This window comes from Xanthomonas maliensis, assembly GCF_009192945.1.
In the GTDB taxonomy this organism is placed as follows: domain Bacteria; phylum Pseudomonadota; class Gammaproteobacteria; order Xanthomonadales; family Xanthomonadaceae; genus Xanthomonas; species Xanthomonas maliensis.
In genome coordinates this window covers 86,361-108,716 of the sequence record NZ_NSET01000021.1, presented here as the reverse complement: position 1 = coordinate 108,716, position 22,356 = coordinate 86,361, and the positions used below count along the sequence as shown (strand labels likewise).

The following is a 22,356-nucleotide window of genomic DNA, read 5'->3' as shown; positions in this document are numbered from 1 at the left end:
GTGGCCCGATGCTGACCTTCTCGCGCTTCACCCGTTACTTCATCGAAGTGGCCCGCTGCGGCAGCATCCGCAAGGCCTCGGAGGTGCTGCACGTGTCCGCCTCGGCGATCGACCGGCAGATTCTCAAGGCCGAGGAGGAGCTGGGCGCACAGCTGTTCGAGCGCCTGCCCGGGCGGCTGCGCCTGACCGCCGCTGGCGAGCTGCTGCTGGTGGATGTGCGGCAATGGGAGAAGGCCTATGCGCGCACGCTGGAGCGCTTCGACGAGCTGAAGGGCCTACGCCGCGGCCATGTCGAGATCGCCATGATCGATGCCCTCAGTGAGGGGTTGGTGCCGGCAGCGGTGGCTGCGCTGGTGCAGGACTATCCAGGCGTCACCTTCAACCTGTCCACTGCGCGCAACCAGCAGGTGATGGACATGGTGACCTCGGCCGACGTCGACATTGGCCTGCTGCTGGACCCAGTCAGCAGCGTGGATCTGGAGGTGCGCGCGTTCGCCGACGTGCCGCTGGGGATCGCCATGCCGGTCGGTCATCCGCTCAGCACCCGTGGCGCGCTGCAGCTGAGCGAGACGCTGGAGCATCGCCTGCTGCTGCCGGCGGCACCGTTGATCGTCGGCGAGCATGCCAAGGTGCTGTACCAGCGCCAGCACATCGACGTGAAGCGGCTGACCCATTGCAACGATGTGCGCACCCTGCGCGGACTGGTGCGCGCAGGAGCGGGGGTGGGCCTGATGTCGTGGCTGGACGCCGCGCCGGACGTGGCCGAGGGCCGCCTGGCCTTCGTGCCGTTTCGTCAGCATCTGACCACGCCGATGACCCTGGCCTTGTGCGTGGCGCCGCAGCGCCAGCTGTCGCGTTCGGCACAATTGACGATCCAGGCATTGGCCGCGCGGATCGAGGCGATGACGATTCCCATGCCGGCCTAGAACGGGTGATGGACGTTGAGGTGGTTGTGAAGCATCTCACAGTGCATCACACGCGCTAGCGGGCGCGCTGCACGCTGGCAGGCGCTGCGTCAGATGGCTGCGCGCCAGACATCCGTGACGCGTGGGGGGCGTGCCTTTCTGCACGCATCGCCAACACGCGTGCAGCGTCATTGCCGGTTCTCTCGCGCCCCATGCCCAAGGTGCCGTCATCACCGCCGGGCCGTACAATCAGCGCTGTTCCTGAGGCGATACCCCGTTCCATGCAGTTGATCGACATTGGCGCCAATCTCACCCACGACTCCTTCGATCGCGATCGCGACGCAGTGCTGCAACGCGCCCATGCCGCCGGCGTGGCGCAGCTGGTGATCACTGGGGCCAGCCGCGAGCATTCCCCGCTGGCCTTGCAACTGGCACAGCAGCATCCCGGCGTGCTTTACGCCACGGCCGGCGTGCACCCGCATCATGCGGTGGAATACACCGACGAATGCGACCGCGAAATGCGAGCCCTGCACAGTCACGCCGAGGTGGTGGCGGTGGGTGAGTGTGGGCTGGACTATTTCCGCGATTTCGCACCGCGTCCGGCGCAGCACAAGGCGTTCGAACGGCAGCTGCAATTGGCCGCCGAGATCGGTAAACCATTGTTCCTGCATCAACGCGACGCGCATGCCGACTTCCTGTCCATCCTGCGCAGCTTCGATGGCAAGCTGGGGGCGGCCGTGGTGCATTGCTTCACCGGCACGCGCGAAGAACTGTTCGACTACCTGGATCGCGACTACTACATCGGCATCACCGGCTGGCTGTGCGACGAACGGCGCGGCGCACACCTGCGCGAGCTGGTGCGGCATATCCCCGCCAATCGGTTGCTGATCGAAACCGACGCGCCATACCTGCTGCCGCGCACGCTCAGGCCGATGCCCAAGGATCGCCGCAACGAACCGATGTTCCTGGCGCATATCGTCGAAGAGCTGGCGCGCGATCGTGGCGAAGACGTCAGCATCACAGCGGCCAACAGCACGGCGGCGACGCGCACGTTCTTCCGCCTGCCGGAGCCGGCGGTCGCGAGCTGAGCGATGCGAGGCGATGTCGACCGCATCCGCCGTCCGCCGGTCTCACAGCTGTTCGGCCAGCTCCCATAGATGCCGCACCAACGGCGTGGTGTCGTGCGCTCCCGGGCACGCCGCCAATGCCAACCGCGCCAGCGGCATGCGGCCTTCGATATCGAGATAGCGCACGCCCGCTCGCTGCAGCTGCGCGGTGGAGGCGGGAACCACCGACACGCCCAGCTCGGCCGCCACCAGATTGATGATCGAGGACATCTGTGGCGCCTCCTGGGTGATGTGCAAGGTCACCCCGGACTCGCGGCAGGCGGCGAGAATTTCGTCGTACAGGCTCGAGCCGAAGCTGCGCGGGAACAGGATGAAGGGCTCGCCGGCCAGCGCCGCCAACGGGGCACTGTCGCGCGCGGCCAGCGGATGCGCGGCGGGCACGGCGATCTTCATCGGCTCGTCGGCAAAGCGCAGCAACTGCAGGTCTGGCGGCGTGCTCAGGCCGTAGCGCACGAAGGCCGCGTCCAGGCGACCGTCGACCAGTCCTTGCAGCAGACTGGTGGTGTTGGTCTCGTCGAGCAGCAGCTCCACCTGTGGCCAGCGCCGACGGAAATCGCGGATCAACCGCGGGACCACCGGACTGAACGCGGCCGAGGCGGTAAAGCCCAGGCGCAAGCGGCCGGACTCGCCACGCGCGACCCGGCGGGCAGTTTCGGCGGCGCGGTCCACGTCGGCCAGCACCCGTCGCACTTCGCCCAGAAAGGCGGTCCCTGCCGGCGTCAATTCCGCGCCGCTGTGCGTGCGGCGGAACAGCGGCGTGCCCAGCTCGCGCTCCAATGTCTGGATCTGTTGGCTCAGCGGTGGCTGGCCGATGCCGACCCGCAGCGCGGCGCGGGTGAAGTTGCCTTCCTCGGCCACAGCCAGGAAATAACGCAGGTGACGCAGTTCCATGCCATCTGTTTCACATATGGATGCTGCGACCATCATATATTGGACAGAGGGTCACGGCGGGCGAATACTGGCCGCCCCACGTCTCGATCGCGCACCTGTGTCCTCTCCCGATCATCGCTCCCACGCCTCGCTGGACCCGGCTGCTGCCATGGCCGCAGGCGCGCCCGCCGCGGTGCGGATCCGCCTGGCGCTGTTCCTGGCCGGCTTTGCCACGTTCTCGCTGCTGTACAGCGTGCAGCCGTTGCTGCCGGAGTTCGCGCGCGCCTTCGGTGTGGATGCGGCCACCTCGTCGCTGCCGTTGTCGCTGGCGACCGGCGCGCTGGCACTGGCGATCTTCTGCGCGGGCGCGGTCTCGGAAAACCTCGGGCGGCGGGGTTTGATGTTCGCCTCGATCGCGCTGGCGGCCGTGCTCAATCTGATCGCTGCCTTTCTGCCGCACTGGGAGGCGCTGGTGGTGGTGCGCACGCTGTCCGGGATTGCGCTCGGCGGCGTGCCGGCGGTGGCGATGGTCTACCTGGGCGAAGAGCTGCCGCCGGACAAGCTGGGCGCGGCTACCGGCCTGTACGTCGCCGGCAACGCCTTTGGCGGCATGAGCGGGCGCATCGTGATGAGCCTGTTGACCGATCAGATCGGTTGGCGCCATGCGCTGGCAACGCTGAGCCTGTTCGATCTGCTGTGCGCGCTGGCCTTCGTCTGGTTGCTGCCGCCGTCACGCCATTTCGTGCGCCGGCATGGCATCAACCTGCGCTTCCACCTGCAGGCGTGGCTCGGCCACCTGCGCGACCGCAATCTGCCATGGCTGTTCGCGTTGCCGTTCCTGCTGATGGGCGTGTTCGTCAGCCTGTACAACTATGCGGGCTTTCGCCTGAGCGGGCCGGAGTTCGGGTTGAGCCAGAGCCAGATCGGCCTGATCTTCAGCGCGTACGTGTTCGGCATCGTCAGCTCGTCGGTGGCTGGCGCGGCGTCCGATCGGTTTGGCCGCGGTCCGGTGGTGATCGCCGGTATCGCGCTGTGCATGCTCGGGATGGCGCTGACGTTGGCGCAGGTGTTGACGCTGGTGGTGGCCGGGATTGTCTTGGTGACCATCGGCTTCTTCATCGCCCACTCCGCGGCCAGCGCCTGGGTCAGCCGACTCGGTGGCAGCCATCGCAGCCACGCCGCGTCGTTGTACCTGCTGGCCTATTACGCCGGCTCCAGCATCGTCGGCGCTGCGGGAGGCTGGTTCTGGCAGCACGGCGGCTGGGCGGCGCTGATCGGTCTATGTCTGAGCCTGCTCGCTGCCGCGTTTGCCGCTGCAACGATTCTGCGTCGGCGCGCCGATGACAGCCGGCCCTATGGACGCTTCGCGCCACATCCCGCCCGTGGCGAATGAGCCTGCACGGCCCGCGCTGACTTGGAATCGCCGCTCGGGCCACCATAATGATCGCAGCGCCGCTGCATCGGCGGTGGCAGCGGACGTGTCCCAGCAATGCGCGGTGGCGAGGTTGTGATCCCGTTGCTGCGCTTGCGAGCCGACAGCCCGCCGCGTGATCGCTGTACGGCGACGGCTTTCGCCTGCGATTTGTAGTCGCCGGTCTCGGTGGACGACCGACGGGGTAGACGGAACCGTGCGCTACGGTCGCGGCATCGGCTGTTCGCCTGCAGTACACGCAACACGGACGGTGCGCAGGGCCATGATGGCGTCCACACTGCCGCTTGTTCGTCCACCAAACGCCGGAGTCGCACGATGCTCGCCCAGCCTGCTGCCGCCAATGACACCTTGCAGGCGTTCATCGCGCGCCACCGCCGGCTGTTCGTGCTGAGCGGTGCCGGTTGCAGCACCGATTCCGGCATTCCCGATTATCGCGATCTGCATGGCGGCTGGAAGCGCCCACAGCCGGTCACCTTCCAGGCCTTCATGGGTGAGGAAGCCACGCGCCAGCGCTACTGGGCGCGCAGCCTGGTCGGCTGGCCGCGCTTCGGCCAGGCACGGCCCAATGCCACCCATCACGCATTGGCAGCGCTGGAGGCCGGCGGCCAATTGGAGCTGTTGCTGACCCAGAACGTCGATCGCCTGCACCAGGCGGCCGGCAGCCAGGCGGTGATCGACCTGCATGGACGCTTGGATGTGGTGCGTTGCATGGGCTGCGAGCGTCGCATGCCGCGCCAGGAGTTCCAGCAGCTGCTGGAACGGGACAACCCGGACTGGGCCGCGCTGGAAGCGGCACAGGCGCCCGATGGCGATGCCGACCTGGAAGCGGTGGCCTTTGACAGCTTCGTGGTGCCGGCCTGTCCTGCCTGCGCGGGCGTGCTCAAACCGGATGTGGTGTTCTTCGGCGAGAATGTGCCGCGCGAGCGGGTCGAACGCGCGTTTGCGCATCTACAGGCGGCCGATGCGATGCTGGTGGTAGGCTCGTCGTTGATGGTCTATTCCGGCTTCCGTTTCGTGCAGGCGGCCGCGCGTGCCGGTCTGCCGATCGCCGCGCTCAACTTCGGGCGCACGCGTGCCGACGATCTGCTCACGCTGAAGGTCGAACAGTCCTGCGCGCAAGCGCTGGCGTTCCTGTTGCCGTCGGTCGAGCCCGGGCAGCGTAGCTGCGACAGCTGGGACAATGCACGCCCGGCATGACGCAGTGATCCATCGCGGTGGTTGTGCAGCGGCGCGTGGCGCAGTGCAATGAAGCGCCCATCGATCAGGATTCCTGCGTGAGCCATCTGTTCACTCCCATCCGCTTCGGCCCGCTTGCCCTGTCCAATCGCATCGTGATCGCGCCGATGTGTCAGTACTCGGCAAGCGCCGGATGCGCCACCGATTGGCATCACATCCATCTGGGCACGTTGTCCCAGTCCGGCGCCGGGCTGCTGATCCTGGAAGCGGCCGCGGTGCAGCCGCAGGGCCGCATCACCTACGCCGACCTGGGCCTGTACGACGACGCCAACGAACAGGCGCTTGCCGGTGTGCTGGGCTCGCTGCGGCGCTGGTCGTCGATGCCGATCGGCATCCAGCTGGCGCATGCCGGCCGCAAGGCGTCCACCGATCTGCCCTGGCATGGCGGCCAGGCCTTCGCACCCGATCATGCCAATGGCTGGCAGACAGTGGCGCCCTCGGCGCTGCCGTATAGCGCTGGCGAGCCGGCGCCGCAGGCGCTGGATGCTGCCGGTATCGAGGCGATCGTCGCCGACTTCGTCGCCGCTGCAGTGCGCGCCGAGCGCCTGGGATTGCAGTTGATCGAACTGCATGCCGCGCATGGCTATCTGCTGCATCAGTTCCTGTCTCCGCTGAGCAATCGGCGCGACGATGTCTATGGCGGCTCGCTGGAAAACCGCATGCGGTTGACGCTGCAAGTCTTCGATGCAGTCCGCGCGGCAGTGTCCGAGCAGGTTGCCGTCGGCATCCGAATATCGGCCAGCGACTGGGTCGACGGCGGCTGGGATCTGGAGCAAAGTATCGCGCTGTCGCGTGCACTGGATGCGCGCGGCGTGCACTACATCCATGTCTCCAGCGGTGGATTGGATCCACGCCAGCAGATCCAATTGCAGCCCGGCTATCAAATCCCGTTTGCCGCGCAGATCCGCGCGCAGGTGGAAGCGCCGGTGATCGGCGTGGGCCTGATTACCGAACCGGCACAGGCCGAGGCGATCCTGCAGCAGGGGCAAGCCGATGCAATCGCCTTGGCGCGCGGCATCCTCTACGATCCCCGTTGGCCGTGGCACGCTGCCGCCGCTCTCGGCGCGAGCGTCAAGCCGGCGCCACAATATCTGCGCAGCGAGCCACGCCAGGCGCGTGGTGTGTTTGCCAACTGACGCGGTCGTTGATGTCTAGCCAGGAGAGGATGCGCATGCCGATAGGATTTCTGGGCTTGGGAACGATGGGACTGCCGATGGCGCATAACCTGCTGCGCGGCGGCCTGGAATTGAGCGTCTGGAACCGCAGCGCGCAGCGGGCCGAGCCCTTGCGCGAAGCCGGTGCGCTGGTCGTCGATGCCGCTCGCGACGCTGCGCATGGTCCGTTGTTGTTTTCGATGCTCGCCGACGATGCCGCGGTGCGCCAGACCGTGCTGGACGCTGGCGTGCTCGACGCGCTGCCGTCCGGCAGCGTCCACGTCAACATGGCCACGATCTCGGTGGCGCTGGCGCACGAGCTGACCGCCTTGCATGCCGAGCGCGGAGTCGCCTATGTCGCAGCGCCAGTGCTCGGGCGGGTCGATGCGGCCAGCGCCGGTGCGCTCAACATCCTGGCAGCGGGTGACGAGGCTGCGTTGGCGCGCGTGCAACCCATGTTCGACCTGCTGGGGCAACGGACCTGGCGCATCGGGACTGCGCCTGAGCAGGCCAATGCAGTCAAGCTGGCGGCCAACCTCTGCCTGGCAAGCGCCATCGGGACCATGGCCGAGGCCAGTGCGCTGGCGCGCGGGCATGGTGTGGCGAGCAGTCAGTTCCTGGACATGCTCACCAGCACGCTGTTTGCCGCGCCGGCCTACCAGGGCTACGGGAAGCTGATCATGCAGCGGCAATACACGCCGGCTGGTTTCACCGCGACGCTGGGACGCAAGGACGTGGACCTGGCCATCCAGGCCGGCGCCGACAAGCAAGTGCCGATGCCGTTGGGGGAGCTGCTGCGCGCCGGGCTGGATGCGGCGATTGCCCACGGCGATGGCGACGCCGACTGGGCGGTGCTCGCCGAGGTTGCCGCGCGTCGCGCCGGACAGGCGTAATCCAGCGCCATCGCCAAACCCGATGCCCGCGCGCCGATGCGCCGCTGGCGGCCTGACGCGCGGGCAGCGTGCAGTCTTGGCGACAGGCGGCAATGGTTACCGCGGCAATCACTGCGCGCAAGCGTGCACGCTTTGGCTATCATCGTGACGATGCGCGCCGACTCCATTCTCACGCTGTCCTGTCCCGATCGCACCGGCATCGTCTACCGCGTCAGCGGCGTGTTGTTCGAGGCCGCCTGCAACATCCTCGATGCGCAGCAGTTCGGCGATGAAGAGAGCGGGCGCTTCTTTTTGCGCGTGCACTTCGATCGTCCGCCGGCGACCACGGTCCATGCGCTGGAGCAGCGATTAGCCGCGCTGGCCAACGATTTCCAGATGACCTGGCAATTGCACGACGCCCGCCGGCGTGCGCGTCTGCTGGTGATGGTCAGCAAACAGGGGCACTGTCTCAACGATCTGCTGTTCCGTACGCATAGCCGGCAACTGCCGGTGGAAATTGCCGCGGTGGTGTCCAACCACGCGGACTTCGCCAGTCTCGCGGCCTCTTATGGCATTCCCTTCCATCACCTGCCCGTGGATGCACAGAGCCGTGCCGCGCAAGAGGCGCAGGTGATGCAACTGGTCGATCACCTGCGCATCGATCTGGTGGTGCTGGCGCGCTACATGCAGATTCTTTCGCCTGCGTTATGCCGTGCGCTGACTGGGCGCGCGATCAACATCCACCATAGCTTCCTGCCCAGCTTCAAGGGCGCGCAGCCTTACCACCAGGCGCACGCGCGCGGGGTCAAGCTCATTGGCGCCACCGCGCACTACGTGACCGAAGACCTGGACGAAGGCCCGATCATCGAACAGGACGTCGCGCGAGTGGACCACACGATGACCCCGCGCGAATTGGTCCGCCTGGGCAGCGATATCGAATCGTTAGTGCTGGCGCGGGCGGTGCGTCGGCATGTCGAGCACCGCATCGTGCTCAACGGCCATCGCACCGTGGTGTTCCGCTAGCACGCCTGTCGCGCGTCGAGGCCGCCCTTCCGGCCGCGCACATCGAGATGACGTGCGCGGCCGGTGCTGCGGCATCGCTGTCGCTTCAGTGGGCCGCGTTGGCGTTCATCTCGGCATTGCGATTGGCATCCAGGTATTGCGCCGGATCGTGCATGCCGGTGCTATGGCACTCGCCGACCGTATGGCCGCGATTGTCGCCGCCAGGCAGCTGTGCATTGACCTCTTCCACGACGCCGTCTTCGGGATCCTTCAACACCAGCGCGGTGGCGGTATTGCAGTGGTCGTTGCTGTACCAGTGGGCCTTGGCGGACGAGGTCGTGTAATAGCTGACCTTGGCGCGTGCAGCGACGGGAATGCCGGCCAGCCAGGCCTTGGCGCCATCGTAGGTCATGTCGCTGTTGCTGCCGCAGCCGGCCCCGAACCACGAGCCGACCACCGCCAGCACGCCGGCGATGTTGGTTCCCTGGTACGGTGCGCCCACCGACTGCATCACACGGCCACCGCTGGCGTTATCCAGTCCGCTCCAGTAATAGGTGTACAGATGCAGCGCGGCCATGCCGCCCTGGCTGTGCGCAACCGTGCCGAACGACGCCCATTGGCTGCCGAACTGCGCCAACAGCTGCGCGAACTGGTCGTTGCTGCGGTTCTGGTTCAGATCGAGAAAGGTCGAAGCGTTGCTGAATTGCGCTTCCGGCCAGACCGCCTTGCTGGCGCAATAGCCATGCACCAGCACCAGCTGCGAACCGCTGGCTTGCGCTTGTGCGTCCATGCGGGCCAGCGTGGACGGGCGCGGTCCCATGCGCATGCTGTCGTCGATCCCGGCGCTGCTGCGCGCGATGCTGGCGCGCCGTAGCGCCGGCAGCTGCAAGGGCAAGCGCTCGGCCTGCGCCAGCTGGATGAAGTGATCCGGATCTTCGATCCGCAGCGCACGCAGCGTGAATGGTGCACGTGCGCCGGCACGCGCAACCCAGCGTTCGTCCAGATGCAGCGGGAGCTGCCCCTGCACCGGCGCCACCATGCCGCCGATCCAGGCTACCGGCACGTCCTGTCCCTTCGCATTGGTGCCCCACACCTGGCCGAAGACCCGGTAATGCGAAGGCGCCTTGCCGCCCGCTGCCACCGGCACATCGATACGCAGCCGGGTGTCCTGCTCGGCACGCGCGACCAAGGCGTTGTCGCGCAGACGCAAGGACGTGTCCAGCACCGGCAGCAGGTGTTCGCTGGTGCGCACGAAGGCCTGGCCCGCTTGATCGTGACCACGCACGATCACCTGCGCGATCCAGCTGCCTTCGCCACTGGGCTGGAAGCTGCCGCCGTAGACCCCATCGCCGGCGGCGCCGTCGTCATGGCGGCCGTCGTCGTACATCGGCAGGACGCGCGCCTGCCCTCGCGGGTCGATCACCCGCAGGCTGGCGCTGTCGATGCGTCCGGCCTGTGTCGCGAGCAAGGTGGCGCCACGTGCATCGCTGCCGCTGAGCATGGCGTTGAGTGTCAGGGTCTGGCCGACCTGCTGTCGGCGGTGGCGTGGATACGAGGCCAGCTCGGTGCGCGCATCGCCCTCCATCAGCACATAGCCATGTTGCGCTACCGGTGCGGCCGACTGCAGGCGCAGCGACCACTCGCCGTTCTGCGCGGTGTCCACCGTATAGCGCACGCCCTGCGCGCCGTTCTCGGCGTTGCCGAGCAGCGCGTGCTGCGCCTGGAGTTGCGGAGTGGCGGCGCTTTTACGCGCGCCTGCTGTTTGCGGTGCTTCCACCGTCGCCTGCCAACCCTGCGCACCATCGAGCACCATGAAACTCAAATGCCCGCTCTCCACCGGCAAACTGCCCTGCCAACGCGCGGCACCGCCGCTCGGGGTCAGCTCCACCGGCAACAGCGCACTCTTGGACAGGATGGCGGCTTCGGCCGGCTCGGGCACGCGCATCTGCGCGAACTCTTCCGGTGGCCCGGCCAGTTGCTTGGGTTGCAGTTCGGCGGCGGCCAGCGGTGCGCTGGCCAGCGATAGGCAGCACAGCAGTGGCATTAGCGAATGCGTCGGCATGGCGGCATCTCCTGAGACGTTGCAGGGACGATGCCGTCGTGTAGTGGGGCGCGGCATCGGACGCAGCGCCCCCTCGCCGCGGTCGCTGCCGGTTATACCGCGGCCGTGTGACAGTCGCGCTGTGCGCTGCAACACCAGCAGCGCACAGCGCACAGCGCCCATGCGGCAACGGCGCGGATACCGTCGCCGTTGACCGCTATCGCGATGGCCGTCAGGCCGCTCGTCGATCTGGATGACGCCGATGCCGGCCGCTTGCAGGTCGCGCATTTCGTCGCGCGAGGCCAACGCGCTCTGCCGGGCGGGTTTGCGCGCGCTCCTGGTCGTCGCGCACGAAGGACGATTGCAGCACCGTCATCGGGCCGGTCGGCATGTCCTTCATCGGCTGCTCGGTCAACGACTGCGCATAGCGCGACCACGCCAGCGTCATCGGTGCCGGACGTACCTTGATGCATGCGAAGCATGCTGTGGCGCGTCGAGACAAGGCATGCGTTGCGGCCCAGGCGAAGGCGCGCAACGCGGTTTCGGCGCGCCAGCGGCAACTTCCCGGAGGGTTGGCCGCAGCGCTCGCCCACGCACAGACGGCGCGGCCTGCCCAGGTGCAAGCCGGCCGTACACCGCATGTCCGGCGACGCCTGGACGTCTGCGCGGTCAGACAGATGCAGCGCGCTGACGCACCTTGCGCGCATGCAGCGCGGTCAGCAACGGCACCAGCAGCGAGGTCACGATCACCGCGCTGGCCACCAGGGCGGTGGCTGCTGGCGCGGCCGGCGCGAACTGCGGTGCCATGCCGGCGATCAAAGCCGGCGTCGCCACCGCAGCACCCGCCGTGCTGGACGCCGCCACCCCGGCGGTGCCGTCGCCACCGCCGATCACACGATCGGCCAGCCACAACGGCACTCCGGTGATGACGATGACGGCCACGCCCAGCAGCACGCCGCTCATGCCCGTGCTGGCGATCGTCGCAAAGTCCAGCGTGTTGCCGAGCGCGAAGCCGAAAAAGGGCACCAGCGTGTGCGTTGCCTGCGCCAGGAACTGCCGTAGCGCGGCATCGAGATTGCCGAGGACAAAGCCCAGCACCAGCGGCAGCATCGCGCCGACGAACAGGCGCGGCTCGAATGTGGCCATGCCGCTGGCACCCAGAATCAGCATGGAGACCAACGGGCCGGATTCCAGCGACATCAGCACGACCGCGCCGGCATCCTCGCTACTGCCGTACTGCTGCATCAGCGATGCATATAACCCGCCATTGGTCATATCCATCGCCGCCACCAGCGCCAGCACCGACAAGCCGGCCAGCGGTCCGCTGGCGATACCGTCGACCGGCAGCAGCGGTGCGCACAGCACCGCGACCAGCCACGCCACCGCGATCTTGGTAAATACCAGGGTGCCGGAGCGGCGCAGCACGCGAGCGGTGGCGCGCAGCTGGATGGTAGCGCCCATGCAGAACAGCCAGACTGCCAGGATCGGGATGGTGCCGGTGATCAAGCCATTGCTGAAAGACCCCAGCGTGCTGCCGGCGGTTGGCCAGAAGGTATGGCAGAGCGCACCCAGCAACAGGGGCACCAGCATCATTCCGCCGGGAAACCGCTCGACCGTGGCCTTGATGCGCATGCGCACTCCAGTGAGCGCACGAGTGCGCGTCGGGCCGGCAGCATCGCCCAGGCGCCGCGTTCGATGCGGATCCCGGCGCGAACGCGTGCGGCTGCACGCGAACGCGCCGGTCAGAGCTGCCGCAAGCGTCGATCGGCGGGGCTATCCGCCCTGTGCACGGCGCAGGTCAGTAGTTGACCTGCAATTGCAGCCGCAACAAGTCGCCTTCCACCACGGGGTAGGGCGCGGTGGACACGTCGGTGCGCTTCATCTTGGAATAGGCGAACACCAGCTCCAGTGCGTCCATCGGCTGCCACTCCACGCCGGCCTCCCATTCGTCGACCTGCATGCGCGGCGCGTTGGTGTCGAATTTGGAGCCACCGCGGTAGGTCTGCCACTTCAGGTACGGCAGCAAGGTGCCGTAACGGCCATCGTGCTTGTACATGGTCTGCACATAGCCGCCCTGCAACGAGCGGGTGCGAATGCGGCGCTGTGCTACATCCAGCTCGGGACCGCGGCCGACCGTCCACTCGGCCTGCAGGCCGAACGGTTGCGGATAGTAGATGACGTGCGCAGCCACGCGCTGATCGGTATAGCCTTCCGGCTCGGTGATGGCGGGCGTGAAGCTGCGGCCATCGATGGTCACTGCGGCGTTGCTCGGGACGAAGCGCCCGGCGTAGGCATCGGCACCCACTTCCAGGTACTGGCCATTGGCGAACTTGAACGGGTAGGTCGCATGCACCACCGCATGCATGCTGTCGTTGCGCTCGGCGCGATTGGCGCCCTGGCCGTTGTAGACGCCGGCACCCAGCACGCCATAGTCGCCCGAACCCTTCAGGCCGGATTTGACCAGATCCTGGAAGCGGCCCTTGGCGACAGTCGGGCTGTAGTAGAACACCGCGCCGATATCGCGTTCGTCGCGCAATCCCGAGTTGAGCGCGTCGGCGCGATCCAGGGTCAAGCGGTTCTGGCTGGACTGCAGGTTTTCCCAGCCGTAAGGCATCTTCGACTGACCCACGCGCACGCGGTACTCGCGCTTCTTGTCGAAGAAGATGTCGGCATAGGCGTCGCGCAACTGGGCGAAGTTGGAGGTGCTCGAGCCGGTCGGCGTACTGGCGAAATCGGGCTGGAAATACAGCGAGACATGCTCGTTGAGATCCCCGCTCAGCACCAGGCGCGCACGCCGGATGCCCAGGCTCTGGTTGTCGCCGATGAAGCGATCGCCCGGCGCACGCAGGTCCTCGGCGTCGCCGCCGACGCCCTGGTTGTAGCGAATCTGGGTGTAGCCGCGCAGGCTGAGGCGGTCATACCACTTCTTGCCGGCATCCCCGGCTTTGGGTGCTGCTGCGGGCGCAGGGGCCGCTTGTGTGGGCGCCGTGGCCTGGGCCACGGCGGTCGGTGCCGGCGCCGCGACCGCCGGCGTCGGGGCGGCGGGCGCGGCTGGCAGTGCCGATGCCGGCAGTTTGCCGTTTTCGTCGACCTGCACGAAGGTGCCCAACTTGTCGCGACCGGGAGCGGGCTCGGCGAAGATTTGCTTGGTCTTGCGATCGACGTAGAGCTCGAGCTCGGCCGCCAGGGCGTTGCCGCTGACGGTACTGCCGAGGGCGCAAAGAACGGTGGCGAGATTGCGTCTTTTCATGGTCCGACTCTGGCAAGGGAAACGCGATGCCGGCGCCCGCCCGGATGTCCCACGGGTGCAGCGCCGAGATGCCAGCAGCGACGGTCGCCACGCTGGCGGTGCAGCAATGGCGTGCAGTTATATGTAGGTTTAATGTCAGCCTTGTGACATTCGGCTGCAAATGTGTCGAATTGCGTCAGGCGCGTGTCTGAAAGATGTCATTGTTGCAATGACTCGACATGCATAAGTCACTGCCAAGCCATGCGCAGCGCAGCCGTCTGGGCGGTCTTGGTCTTGGTCTTCGTCCCGTCGCCGCTGCGGGCGAGATGTGCCGGATCGGTCACGGAGGGCGAAGGCAATGCGCAGCGCGGCGGGCAGGCCCGCCGCCCAGGCCATCAGGTGGGCGGCGCCCACCTTGGCTTCCGACAGGTCAGTGATCGCGAGGCACGGCGGCCAACGCCGCTGCGACCACGTCGCGCCATGGCGTGGTCGGGCGACCGATCAGCCGCCGCAGGCTGTGGCTGTCGTCGAACAGGCTGCCGCCGCGTGCAGAGGCCGAGCACTGGGCCAGCACTTGCGCAAAGCCCGACGGCAGGCCGATCTGGACCAACGCTGCGGCATAGTCGGCTTCCGGCAGGTCGTGATACGCCACCGGCGTGCCGCTCTGGCGACTGAGCTCGGCAGCGTACTCGGCCATGGTGAAGGACTCATCGCCCGCCAACTCGTAGACCTGTCCGGCCTGTTGGGCGTCGCTGGCCAAGACTGCCGCCGCGGCCGCGGCGTAATCGGCGCGGGTGGCGGGACTGAGGCGGCCATCGCCGGAGCTGCCGATCACCGCGCCGTGCGCGACTTCCGCGCTGCTGCTGCCGGTGTAGTTCTCGGTGTACCAGCCGTTGCGCAGCAGGGCGTGCGGTATGCCGCTCTCGCGGAGCAGTGCTTCGGTGGCACGGTGCTCTTCGGCCAGCGACAGCGTGCTGGTATCGGCGCGCAGGACGCTGGTGTACGCCAGCAGGGAGACGCCAGCACGCTTGGCGGCTTCGATCACGTTGCGATGCTGCGCCACCCGCGCACCGACCGCGTTGGACGAGACCAGCAGCACGCGATCCACGCCGGCCAGGGCCCGATCGAGGCTATCGGGCGCGTCATAGTCGGCTTGACGTACGTTGATGTCGCGTTTTGCGAATGCGGCAAGTGACGAGGGATCGCGTGCCGTTGCTACGATGCGGCCAGCCGGAACCTGGGTCAGCAATGCGTCCACGACCAGTGCTCCCAGCTGTCCGCTGGCGCCAGTGACAAGTATCGAAGGGGACGTCTGTGCCATGATGTGCTCCGTTAAGTATCGATTTGAGGATTGGTCTATTCTCTAGACCGCTGAACGGCGTCCCTATTGTCAGGGACGCATGTCACGGCGCAAGGAGGCAGTTTTATTCCCCCTGGTTACTGTGAGATTTCCTCGTGAATGCCATCGCCTTGTTCCCGCCGCCGCCGTCCCTGCAGGGGATGCCGTTCGATGCCACCAAGTGCCCGGTTCGGGATGTGCTCGACCAGATCGGCGATAAGTGGACCCTGTTGATCCTGTTGACGTTGATTCCTGGCCCCTCCCGCTTCAGCGCGATCCAGCGTGCGGTGCCCGATATTTCCAAGCGCATGCTGACGCAGACGCTGCGCAATCTGGAACGCAACGGCATGATCACCCGCAAGGTCTACGCGACCAAGCCGCCGAGCGTGGAATACGCACTCGCCAAGTTGGGTGCGGATCTGCTCGGTCCGGTATCGCAGCTGCTGAACTGGGCCGATGCCAATCACGCCGCCATCCACTCTGCCCGTGAGCGCTTTGATCGCGCGCAGACCGCGCAGCTGATGGAAGCCGAGGCGCTGGACTGATAACGACGGCCCGCCCGAACGGCGGGCCTCGTCCTGCGTGTGGAGCAGCCGGCGCAGGACGACTCTTGCCTTGGCAAGCGAAGGCGTCGCGCGTGCCGCCAAGCTCGCTGTGGTGGCGGCTATCGTATCCGCCAGGCCACTGGCGCAGCGATCCACGTCGCCGTTGCAGAGATCGCCGCATGCGCTGGCCAGGCCTGGACAGAACGATGCTCCGTGCCCGCGCCGGCGGTGAGAAGAGCAGGGTCGTGGCGACCTCGGTACGTGCGGTATGCCAGGTGTTGCGCGGCACCAGCACGTAGTCGCCCGTCGCACGAAGATCGACCGCCCGTCCTCACCGTTGTCCTCTAGCACCAGGGCCGCTGCGCCCGAGCGCGTGAGGAAACGTGGGCGCGCTCGTATCGCTAGTCCTGATGGCGGGTTGCCGCTCGCATCTCCGGCGTGTCCTGGCAGATCGCGCAATGGTGTCCCCGGCGCGCCTGGAAGTAGCGGGCGACGGTGAAAACGAGCGAGGAGAGCGGACCCCAGATGGTCGCCTGTGTCAGCGAGTACTCAAGACCACGCCCCTTCAACAACTGCGCCACGCAGATGATGGTGAAGGCCAGTGCAAGGACGACCAGGAATCGCCTGATCCAGAACGCAGTGCTCAAGGTGTACTCCCAATCAGGTCTAAGGTGAATCAGGCCCCGTCTGCCACGCTCAGACGTTAGCGGCAGCATTCCTCGCCGCATCATGCCAGCGTCGCGTCGCGGCCAACACGCGGTCGCCGCAGCCCGGATGCAAATTGCGACCCTTGAACGGCGAGTGGCTACCGAGCACGCCTGGTGCCGAGTTCTGCACCTGATCGGCAAGGCGATTCAGGAACTCGCGCCCATTCTCCAGATACCCGCTAGTTTCATCCTGGCTGAGCGCCATCGTCCAGCAATAGTCCACCGGTCCATGGCTGCAATGGACATCGAGCAAGAGCGTGCCCTCATCTTGCAGCAAGTACCAGCGATGCGGCTCGTGGTCCAAGACGTTCATGCCAATCCTCTGTTTGCGAACCCAATGACGCGACAGCGTACAGGTGTGCTGTCGCGACCTGTTCGCGTTGCATCACAGCGGCCCGGCCGGAGCGCCGCACCCAGGCCGGTGCGCGGTCGCCGCGGCCGTGCGGGCTCGCGCTGAAACAAGCGGCCCGCGCGGGCGATCGACGCACCCTGGGCCACTGCGATTGCCGGCAATCCCAAATCACAACGTGCCGGTGGCGAAGCCTCCATTGCCTGGCGACAACGGCATCGCGTCCAGCCACCAGCGGCCTGGCTCCAGCTGGACGGCGGGTGCCGTGCCTCGGATTCGCCTCACCCGTCCAGCAAGGCCTTGTCCCGTACCGCGCCCTTGTCGGCGCTGGTCGCCAGCAATGCGTAGGCCTTCAAGGCGGTACTGACCTTGCGCGTGCGCGGCTGTACCGGTCGCCAGCCCTTGGCATCCTGCTCGGCGCCACGTGCGGCGAGTTCTTCGTCGGAGACCAGTAGATGGATGCTTCGCTGCGGGATGTCGATGCGGATGCGGTCGCCATCGCGAACCAGGCCGATCGCCCCGCCTGCCGCGGCCTCGGGCGATGCATGGCCGATCGACAGCCCGGAGGTGCCGCCGGAAAAGCGGCCATCGGTCAGCAGGGCGCATTGCTTGCCCAGGCCCTTGGACTTGAGATACGAGGTCGGATAGAGCATTTCCTGCATGCCGGGTCCGCCCTTGGGGCCTTCGTAGCGGATCACCACCACATCGCCCGCCTGCACGGCATTGTCCAGAATGCCGGTCACCGCAGCGTCCTGGCTCTCGAACACCCGAGCATTGCCTTCGAAGACATGGATCGATTCGTCGACGCCGGCGGTCTTCACCACGCAACCGTCGCGGGCGATGTTGCCGTACAACACGGCCAGGCCACCTTCCTGCGAATAGGCATGGGCCACGTCGCGGATGCAGCCGGCAGTGCGGTCGCGATCGAGCGCTTCCCAACGTGTGGCCTGGCTGAAGGCAATCTGGGTGGGAATGCCGGCGGGTCCGGCGCGATAGAAGGTGTGAACCGCCTCATCGTCGCTGACGCCGATGTCCCAGCGTGCGATGGCATCCGCCAGCGACGGCGCGTGCACCGTCGCCGCATCGGCATGCAGCAGGCCGCCGCGAGCCAGTTCACCGAGGATCGCCAGGATACCGCCGGCGCGGTGCACATCCTCCATGTGATACCGCGGGTCATTGGGAGCAACCTTGCACAACTGCGGCACGCGGCGCGACAGCCGGTCGATATCGCGCATGCTGAAGGGCACCTCCGCTTCCTGCGCGGCAGCCAGCAGATGCAGGATGGTGTTGGTCGAGCCGCCCATGGCGATGTCCAGTGTCATCGCGTTCTCGAATGCCTCGAAGGTGGCGATGCCGCGCGGCAGCGCGCGCGGATCCTCGGCGCCATACCAGCGGTGGCACAGTTCCACCACGGTGCGGCCGGCACGCAGGAACAACTGCTCGCGATCGGCATGGGTGGCCAGCACGCTGCCATTGCCTGGCAAGGCCAGCCCCAGCGCCTCGGTCAGGCAATTCATCGAATTGGCGGTGAACATGCCGCTGCAGGAACCGCAGGTGGGGCAGGCGCTGCGTTCGAACTCGGCGACCTTCTCGTCGGATGCGTTCTCGTCGGCGGCGATCACCATCGCGTCGATCAGATCGAGCTTGTGCTCGGCCAACTTGGTCTTGCCGGCTTCCATCGGGCCGCCGGAAACGAACACGGTGGGAATATTGAGCCGCAATGCAGCCATCAACATGCCGGGGGTGATCTTGTCGCAATTGGAAATGCACACCAGGGCATCGGCGCAATGCGCATTGACCATGTACTCGACCGCGTCGGCGATGATCTCGCGGCTGGGCAGCGAGTACAGCATGCCGTCGTGCCCCATCGCGATGCCGTCGTCCACGGCGATGGTGTTGAATTCCTTGGCCACGCCGCCGACGCGTTCGACCTCTCGCGCGACCAGTTGGCCAAGATCCTTCAGATGCACGTGACCAGGCACGAACTGGGTGAAGGAGTTGGCGATGGCGATGATGGGTTTGTGGAAGTCGCCATCCTTCATGCCGGTGGCGCGCCACAAGGCGCGGGCACCAGCCATGTTGCGGCCGTGGGTGGAAGTTTTTGAGCGGTACTCGGGCATGGCGTGTCAGTGGCGAGGCGAGCGGTAATCGATGATTAGACCGTGTCGCGACTGTTGCTGCTGCAACAGTCGCGCGAGGTCAGTGCTGCCAGCATCGCACGCCCCGGTGTGCGCAGCGATCACCGTGCTGGCGCGCGCTTCAGGGCGCCGTTGGAGGCGTTGCGACATGGCGATGCCCGGGCGGACGCTGCACGGGCTACAAGCCTGGGTGCTGCAGAGCAGTCATGTAATGCCGTGAAAACGTATGCAGTCGCACATGCAGTGCGTGGAGTGGCGAGCCGGTCGCAGACGCTGCCCGGTACCGGCCAGCATGCTCGGGCAGACGTAGTCCCGAAGGATTCCATCACGGCACCGCAGGAGGCGCCCATGTCCTACCCATCCCATCCTCGTCCCGCGGCTGCACCGACCCCGCGCGAGCACGACACCGTGGCCACCGGTGGCCTGTCGCGGCGCCGCTTTCTACAGGGCAGCGCCAGCGCCGTCGTGTTGGCCGCTGGCGGCTGGAGCCGGCATGCGGCAGCCCAGCGCGCCAGCCTGCCGTTCGCCGGACTCAATCTCTCCGGGCTGGCGTCCAACAGCTACGTCGAAAACGCCGTGATCGGCACCCACTATCGCGCCATTACCGATCAACATATCGCCGCGGCCGGCGCCTGCCCGTTGTTCCGCCTGCCGACCACCGCTGCGCGGTTCTCGCGCGGGCAGGGCATCTCCTTGAACGAGGACTACTGCAAGCAGGTCGAGGCGGCGCTGGGGGCCATCGCCTCACGCGGCAAGCTTGCCATCCTGGAGCTGCACGATTACATGCGCCTGCCGCAGCGAGTGGCGAGCAAGTCCGGATTCCATCGCGACAGCAGCGGCACCATCGTCGATTCGCGCGGCAACCCGGCCGGCGATCTGGCTGCGGCAACGCTGTGGGCCGATACCTATCGCCAGGGCGACTTTCAGTATCTGGGCTATTTCGATGGTCGCGATGGTCTGCTCAAGTTGTACGAGTACCGGGTGATTGGCACGCCGGGCTGCACGCTGTACAACGATGCCGGCCTGCCCGACCTGTGGTCGCGCATCGTCAATCGCTTTCGTCAGCATCCGGCGATCTTCGGCTGGGGCTTGATGAACGAACCCTACCAGGGCCGCGAGCGCGCTGCCGACGGCAGTCCGCTGGTGATGGCCACGCATTGGCAGAAAACCGCCACCGCAACGTCCAAGGCCATTCTGGAGCGCGATCGCTCCCACTTCGTCTTCATCTGTGGCAATGGCTATGCCAGTGCCCGCCTCTGGCAGCAGGATTCGATGGGCTTGTTCGACATCCCCGATCCCTACGACCGTATTGTCTATGAGGCGCACAATTATCTGGACAGCAACGGCAGTGGTGGTGGCAATTGGGTCGGCCCTGGCGGCCGCGATGAAAACGTGCGCCCACAGACCGGGATCGAGATGGTCACGCCCTTCATCGAGGCGCTGAGCCAGGCGGGCAAGCGTGGCTACCTGGGCGAGCACGGCTATCCGGCGGGTAACCGTAGCGCGGAGATCGCCACGACGCAGATGCTGGCGCACCTGCAGGCGCACAATATTCCCAGCACGCAGTGGTGTTTCGGTCCAGGCTGGCCTGAGGACGATGTGCTGGGGATGAGCAAGGACGTCGGCGCCGACATCCAGGCCAAGAGCAACCTGGCGGCCGTGCAGGCGTTCTTCGACGTGCGCTTGTCCAGCTACGTGCCACCACGCTGATTCCGTCCGCAAGCCGGCTGCCGCCCACGTTGGCGGCGGCGGCCTTCTATACTGCGCGCATGACCGCCGAGATTCCGTGCCGTGCAGGCTGTGCGGCCTGCTGCATTGCGCCGTCCATCAGTTCGGCCATTCCCGGCATGCCGCACGGCAAGCCGGCGGGCGTGCCGTGCGTGCAGTTGGACGCCGATGGTCGCTGCCGGCTGTTCGGCCTGCCGGCGCGGCCGGCCGTCTGCGCCAGCCTGCGTCCATCGCCGGAGATGTGCGGGAGCTCGCGCGCGCAGGCGCTGGCCACGCTGGATGCCCTGGAGCGCGCGACCCAGCCCTGAGCCGTCAGTGGTGGTGACGCCGCCGGGAGCGACCTGGACACCGCAGTCCTGCAGCGCGTGCGACACATGCCGACGCGCCCGCAGAGGGGCCTCAACCGCGTTGTTGCGGCTTGCCTCCGGCGAACAGTCGCTTGATCCCCGCGCCCAGCGCCACCACGCCGATCAGCAGCAGTTTCCAGCCCTTGGCCAGCACCAGTCCCAGCTTGGCGAACAGCCCGGCCTTGGCCGCCAGGCCTCCGCCGATCAGGCCGGCCAGGCCATAGCCGGCGATCTTGTCGGTCGAGGGATTATGGTCGGCGTAGCGTGCACCTTGGTCGAAGTCGGTCATCGGCAGCAGCTGCTGCATGCCGGCCCGGACCTGCGCCAACTGCCCCATGCCGGCCACCGCGTTGAGGCTGAGATAGCCGCTCCGGCCGAGCACGCGGATGTCGTAGTTCAGCGTGTGCTGCTGGTTACCGTCGAAGCGTAGCTCCTTGGCCCAATACAGTTTCTTGCTGGTGGCGTCGTAACGCGGCGGCACCGCCCAGCCGAGCAGGTCCACGGTGCCGTAGCCCTGCGCGCGGCGCTCGGTATTGTCCTCGGCCGTGCCCTTCTGCATCTTCGCCAACAATGCGCTGTAGTCGATCTTGGCGGCATCGTCGTCGGAGACATAGCCGTCGTCGGCATAGGTCACCACCACGGCCCAGCTGTCGGCCGCATCCAGCGCTGGCGCGCGCGGCGCGATTCTGCCATGTGTGTCGGCGCACCGACAACGGTTCATTCGGCGCTGGGCATGCCCAGGTACTGATCCTTCAACCGCACATAATGCTGTGCCGAATAATGCAGGCTCTCGATTTCCTTGTCGCTGAGCCGGCGTGACGGACGCGCGGGATTGCCGAGCCACAACTCGGCCTCGCCGACAACCTTGCCCGGGCCGACCACTGCGCCGGCACCGACGAAGCCGTAGCGCTTGACCGTCGCGCCATCCAGCACGCAGGCACCCATGCCGATCAGGCACAGGTCCTCGATGGTGCAGGCATGCAGGATGGTGCCGTGACCGACGGTGACGTCTTCGCCGATCACGGTCGGATAGCCCGCCTTGTTGAACGGACTATGGTGGCTGACGTGGATGATGGTGCCGTCCTGCAAGTTGGTGCGTGCGCCGATCTGGACGTGATTGACGTCGCCGCGGATCACCGTGCCCGGCCAGACCGACACATCGTCGCCAAGCGCCACTTGGCCGATGATGCTGCAGGACGGATCCAGATAGACGCGGGCGCCCAGCTGCGGCTGATGTTGCAGAAACGGACGGATCGGATGCAATGCGGTCTCCTGCAGGATGGGTGCGGTGATGCCTGCCGACCATGATAGCCGTTGACGCATGGGCGGCCGGTG

19 protein-coding genes and 2 pseudogenes are annotated in these 22,356 nt (G+C 66.8%); 10 read left to right on the top strand and 11 right to left on the bottom strand.

Annotation, left to right across the window (positions count from 1 at the left end; translation table 11 throughout):
* Positions 1-8 precede the first annotated feature (8 nt).
* Together CKY51_RS06110 and CKY51_RS06105 are read left to right on the top strand one after the other, a co-directional pair.
* The gene (locus CKY51_RS06110) at positions 9-926 is read left to right on the top strand and encodes a LysR family transcriptional regulator (RefSeq protein WP_022971338.1); all 918 of its coding nucleotides are present in this window, start codon (positions 9-11) and stop codon (positions 924-926) included.
* A 260-nt stretch (positions 927-1,186) separates the two neighbouring features.
* The gene (locus CKY51_RS06105) at positions 1,187-1,993 is read left to right on the top strand and encodes a TatD family hydrolase (RefSeq protein WP_022971339.1); all 807 of its coding nucleotides are present in this window, start codon (positions 1,187-1,189) and stop codon (positions 1,991-1,993) included.
* Positions 1,994-2,035: 42 nt separating this feature from the next.
* On the opposite strand, the gene CKY51_RS06100 is transcribed toward CKY51_RS06105, so the two are convergent.
* Positions 2,036-2,923, bottom strand: coding sequence for a LysR family transcriptional regulator (locus tag CKY51_RS06100; RefSeq protein ID WP_022971340.1), 888 nt, complete (start codon positions 2,921-2,923; stop codon positions 2,036-2,038).
* A gap of 97 nt (positions 2,924-3,020) precedes the next feature.
* On the opposite strand from CKY51_RS06100, the gene CKY51_RS06095 reads away from it, so the two are divergent.
* From CKY51_RS06095 to purU, 5 genes are all read left to right on the top strand, one after another.
* Complete coding sequence (locus CKY51_RS06095; RefSeq protein WP_031338898.1) at positions 3,021-4,295, top strand: MFS transporter; 1,275 nt, start codon at positions 3,021-3,023, stop codon at positions 4,293-4,295.
* A 354-nt stretch (positions 4,296-4,649) separates the two neighbouring features.
* Entirely contained in the window at positions 4,650-5,531 is an 882-nt protein-coding gene (locus tag CKY51_RS06090) for an NAD-dependent protein deacetylase (protein WP_022971342.1), read from the top strand.
* Positions 5,532-5,608: 77 nt separating this feature from the next.
* The gene (locus CKY51_RS06085; protein WP_038219744.1) at positions 5,609-6,706 is read left to right on the top strand and encodes an NADH:flavin oxidoreductase/NADH oxidase; all 1,098 of its coding nucleotides are present in this window, start codon (positions 5,609-5,611) and stop codon (positions 6,704-6,706) included.
* Between the two features lie 35 nt (positions 6,707-6,741).
* Positions 6,742-7,617 carry an NAD(P)-dependent oxidoreductase gene (locus CKY51_RS06080; protein ID WP_022971344.1) on the top strand — a complete coding sequence of 292 codons (876 nt, stop codon included), beginning with the start codon at positions 6,742-6,744 and terminating at the stop codon, positions 7,615-7,617.
* Between the two features lie 150 nt (positions 7,618-7,767).
* Entirely contained in the window at positions 7,768-8,619 is an 852-nt protein-coding gene (gene purU, locus CKY51_RS06075) for a formyltetrahydrofolate deformylase (RefSeq protein ID WP_022971345.1), read from the top strand.
* A gap of 85 nt (positions 8,620-8,704) precedes the next feature.
* On the opposite strand, the gene CKY51_RS06070 is transcribed toward purU, so the two are convergent.
* The 5 genes and pseudogenes from CKY51_RS06070 to CKY51_RS06050 all read right to left on the bottom strand — a co-directional run bounded on the left by CKY51_RS06070 (position 8,705) and on the right by CKY51_RS06050 (position 15,189).
* On the bottom strand, positions 8,705-10,660 hold the full coding sequence (locus tag CKY51_RS06070; protein WP_031338901.1) for a choice-of-anchor X domain-containing protein: 1,956 nt from the start codon (positions 10,658-10,660) through the stop codon (positions 8,705-8,707).
* Between the two features lie 219 nt (positions 10,661-10,879).
* A pseudogene (locus CKY51_RS06065) lies at positions 10,880-11,102 on the bottom strand (hypothetical protein); the annotation flags it as partial.
* A 206-nt stretch (positions 11,103-11,308) separates the two neighbouring features.
* On the bottom strand, positions 11,309-12,271 hold the full coding sequence (kdgT, locus tag CKY51_RS06060) for a 2-keto-3-deoxygluconate transporter (protein ID WP_031338902.1): 963 nt from the start codon (positions 12,269-12,271) through the stop codon (positions 11,309-11,311).
* Between the two features lie 166 nt (positions 12,272-12,437).
* Positions 12,438-13,889 (bottom strand): OprO/OprP family phosphate-selective porin, encoded by a 1,452-nt coding sequence (locus CKY51_RS06055; RefSeq protein ID WP_152248996.1) that lies wholly within the window; start codon positions 13,887-13,889, stop codon positions 12,438-12,440.
* 409 nt (positions 13,890-14,298) lie between these two features.
* A complete protein-coding gene (locus CKY51_RS06050; RefSeq protein ID WP_022971351.1) occupies positions 14,299-15,189 on the bottom strand; it encodes an SDR family oxidoreductase in 891 nt (296 codons plus the stop codon).
* A 134-nt stretch (positions 15,190-15,323) separates the two neighbouring features.
* Between CKY51_RS06050 and CKY51_RS06045 the strand changes: the two genes are divergently transcribed.
* Positions 15,324-15,752: a winged helix-turn-helix transcriptional regulator gene (locus tag CKY51_RS06045; protein WP_152248995.1), complete on the top strand. Its 429-nt coding sequence runs from the start codon at positions 15,324-15,326 to the stop codon at positions 15,750-15,752.
* A 401-nt stretch (positions 15,753-16,153) separates the two neighbouring features.
* On the opposite strand, the gene CKY51_RS06040 is transcribed toward CKY51_RS06045, so the two are convergent.
* The 3 genes from CKY51_RS06040 to ilvD form a co-directional block, all read right to left on the bottom strand.
* Entirely contained in the window at positions 16,154-16,399 is a 246-nt protein-coding gene (locus CKY51_RS06040; protein WP_022971353.1) for a hypothetical protein, read from the bottom strand.
* A 49-nt stretch (positions 16,400-16,448) separates the two neighbouring features.
* Positions 16,449-16,772 (bottom strand): hypothetical protein, encoded by a 324-nt coding sequence (locus CKY51_RS06035; RefSeq protein WP_022971354.1) that lies wholly within the window; start codon positions 16,770-16,772, stop codon positions 16,449-16,451.
* Between the two features lie 317 nt (positions 16,773-17,089).
* Positions 17,090-18,928, bottom strand: coding sequence for a dihydroxy-acid dehydratase (gene ilvD, locus CKY51_RS06030; protein ID WP_022971355.1), 1,839 nt, complete (start codon positions 18,926-18,928; stop codon positions 17,090-17,092).
* Between the two features lie 366 nt (positions 18,929-19,294).
* On the opposite strand from ilvD, the gene CKY51_RS06025 reads away from it, so the two are divergent.
* Together CKY51_RS06025 and CKY51_RS06020 are read left to right on the top strand one after the other, a co-directional pair.
* Positions 19,295-20,656 carry a glycoside hydrolase family 5 protein gene (locus CKY51_RS06025; protein ID WP_342354107.1) on the top strand — a complete coding sequence of 454 codons (1,362 nt, stop codon included), beginning with the start codon at positions 19,295-19,297 and terminating at the stop codon, positions 20,654-20,656.
* 59 nt (positions 20,657-20,715) lie between these two features.
* Positions 20,716-20,982, top strand: a complete 267-nt coding sequence (locus CKY51_RS06020; protein WP_031338916.1) for a YkgJ family cysteine cluster protein — start codon at positions 20,716-20,718, stop codon at positions 20,980-20,982.
* A 91-nt stretch (positions 20,983-21,073) separates the two neighbouring features.
* On the opposite strand, the pseudogene CKY51_RS06015 reads toward CKY51_RS06020, so the two are convergent.
* Both CKY51_RS06015 and CKY51_RS06010 read right to left on the bottom strand, forming a co-directional pair.
* Positions 21,074-21,712, bottom strand: a pseudogene (locus CKY51_RS06015) (DUF2167 domain-containing protein); the annotation flags it as partial.
* Between the two features lie 26 nt (positions 21,713-21,738).
* On the bottom strand, positions 21,739-22,284 hold the full coding sequence (locus CKY51_RS06010) for a gamma carbonic anhydrase family protein (protein WP_031338918.1): 546 nt from the start codon (positions 22,282-22,284) through the stop codon (positions 21,739-21,741).
* Positions 22,285-22,356: the final 72 nt, after the last annotated feature.

Coding starts and splice junctions, on each gene's coding strand:
- CKY51_RS06110 (WP_022971338.1), top strand. CDS start 9: ATGCTGACCTTCTCGCGCTTCACCCGTTACTTCATCGAAGTGGCCCGC.
- CKY51_RS06105 (WP_022971339.1), top strand. CDS start 1,187: ATGCAGTTGATCGACATTGGCGCCAATCTCACCCACGACTCCTTCGAT.
- CKY51_RS06100 (WP_022971340.1), bottom strand. CDS start 2,923: ATGGAACTGCGTCACCTGCGTTATTTCCTGGCTGTGGCCGAGGAAGGC.
- CKY51_RS06090 (WP_022971342.1), top strand. CDS start 4,650: ATGCTCGCCCAGCCTGCTGCCGCCAATGACACCTTGCAGGCGTTCATC.
- CKY51_RS06080 (WP_022971344.1), top strand. CDS start 6,742: ATGCCGATAGGATTTCTGGGCTTGGGAACGATGGGACTGCCGATGGCG.
- purU (WP_022971345.1), top strand. CDS start 7,768: ATGCGCGCCGACTCCATTCTCACGCTGTCCTGTCCCGATCGCACCGGC.
- CKY51_RS06070 (WP_031338901.1), bottom strand. CDS start 10,660: ATGCCGACGCATTCGCTAATGCCACTGCTGTGCTGCCTATCGCTGGCC.
- kdgT (WP_031338902.1), bottom strand. CDS start 12,271: ATGCGCATCAAGGCCACGGTCGAGCGGTTTCCCGGCGGAATGATGCTG.
- CKY51_RS06055 (WP_152248996.1), bottom strand. CDS start 13,889: ATGAAAAGACGCAATCTCGCCACCGTTCTTTGCGCCCTCGGCAGTACC.
- CKY51_RS06050 (WP_022971351.1), bottom strand. CDS start 15,189: ATGGCACAGACGTCCCCTTCGATACTTGTCACTGGCGCCAGCGGACAG.
- CKY51_RS06035 (WP_022971354.1), bottom strand. CDS start 16,772: ATGAACGTCTTGGACCACGAGCCGCATCGCTGGTACTTGCTGCAAGAT.
- ilvD (WP_022971355.1), bottom strand. CDS start 18,928: ATGCCCGAGTACCGCTCAAAAACTTCCACCCACGGCCGCAACATGGCT.
- CKY51_RS06025 (WP_342354107.1), top strand. CDS start 19,295: ATGTCCTACCCATCCCATCCTCGTCCCGCGGCTGCACCGACCCCGCGC.
- CKY51_RS06020 (WP_031338916.1), top strand. CDS start 20,716: ATGACCGCCGAGATTCCGTGCCGTGCAGGCTGTGCGGCCTGCTGCATT.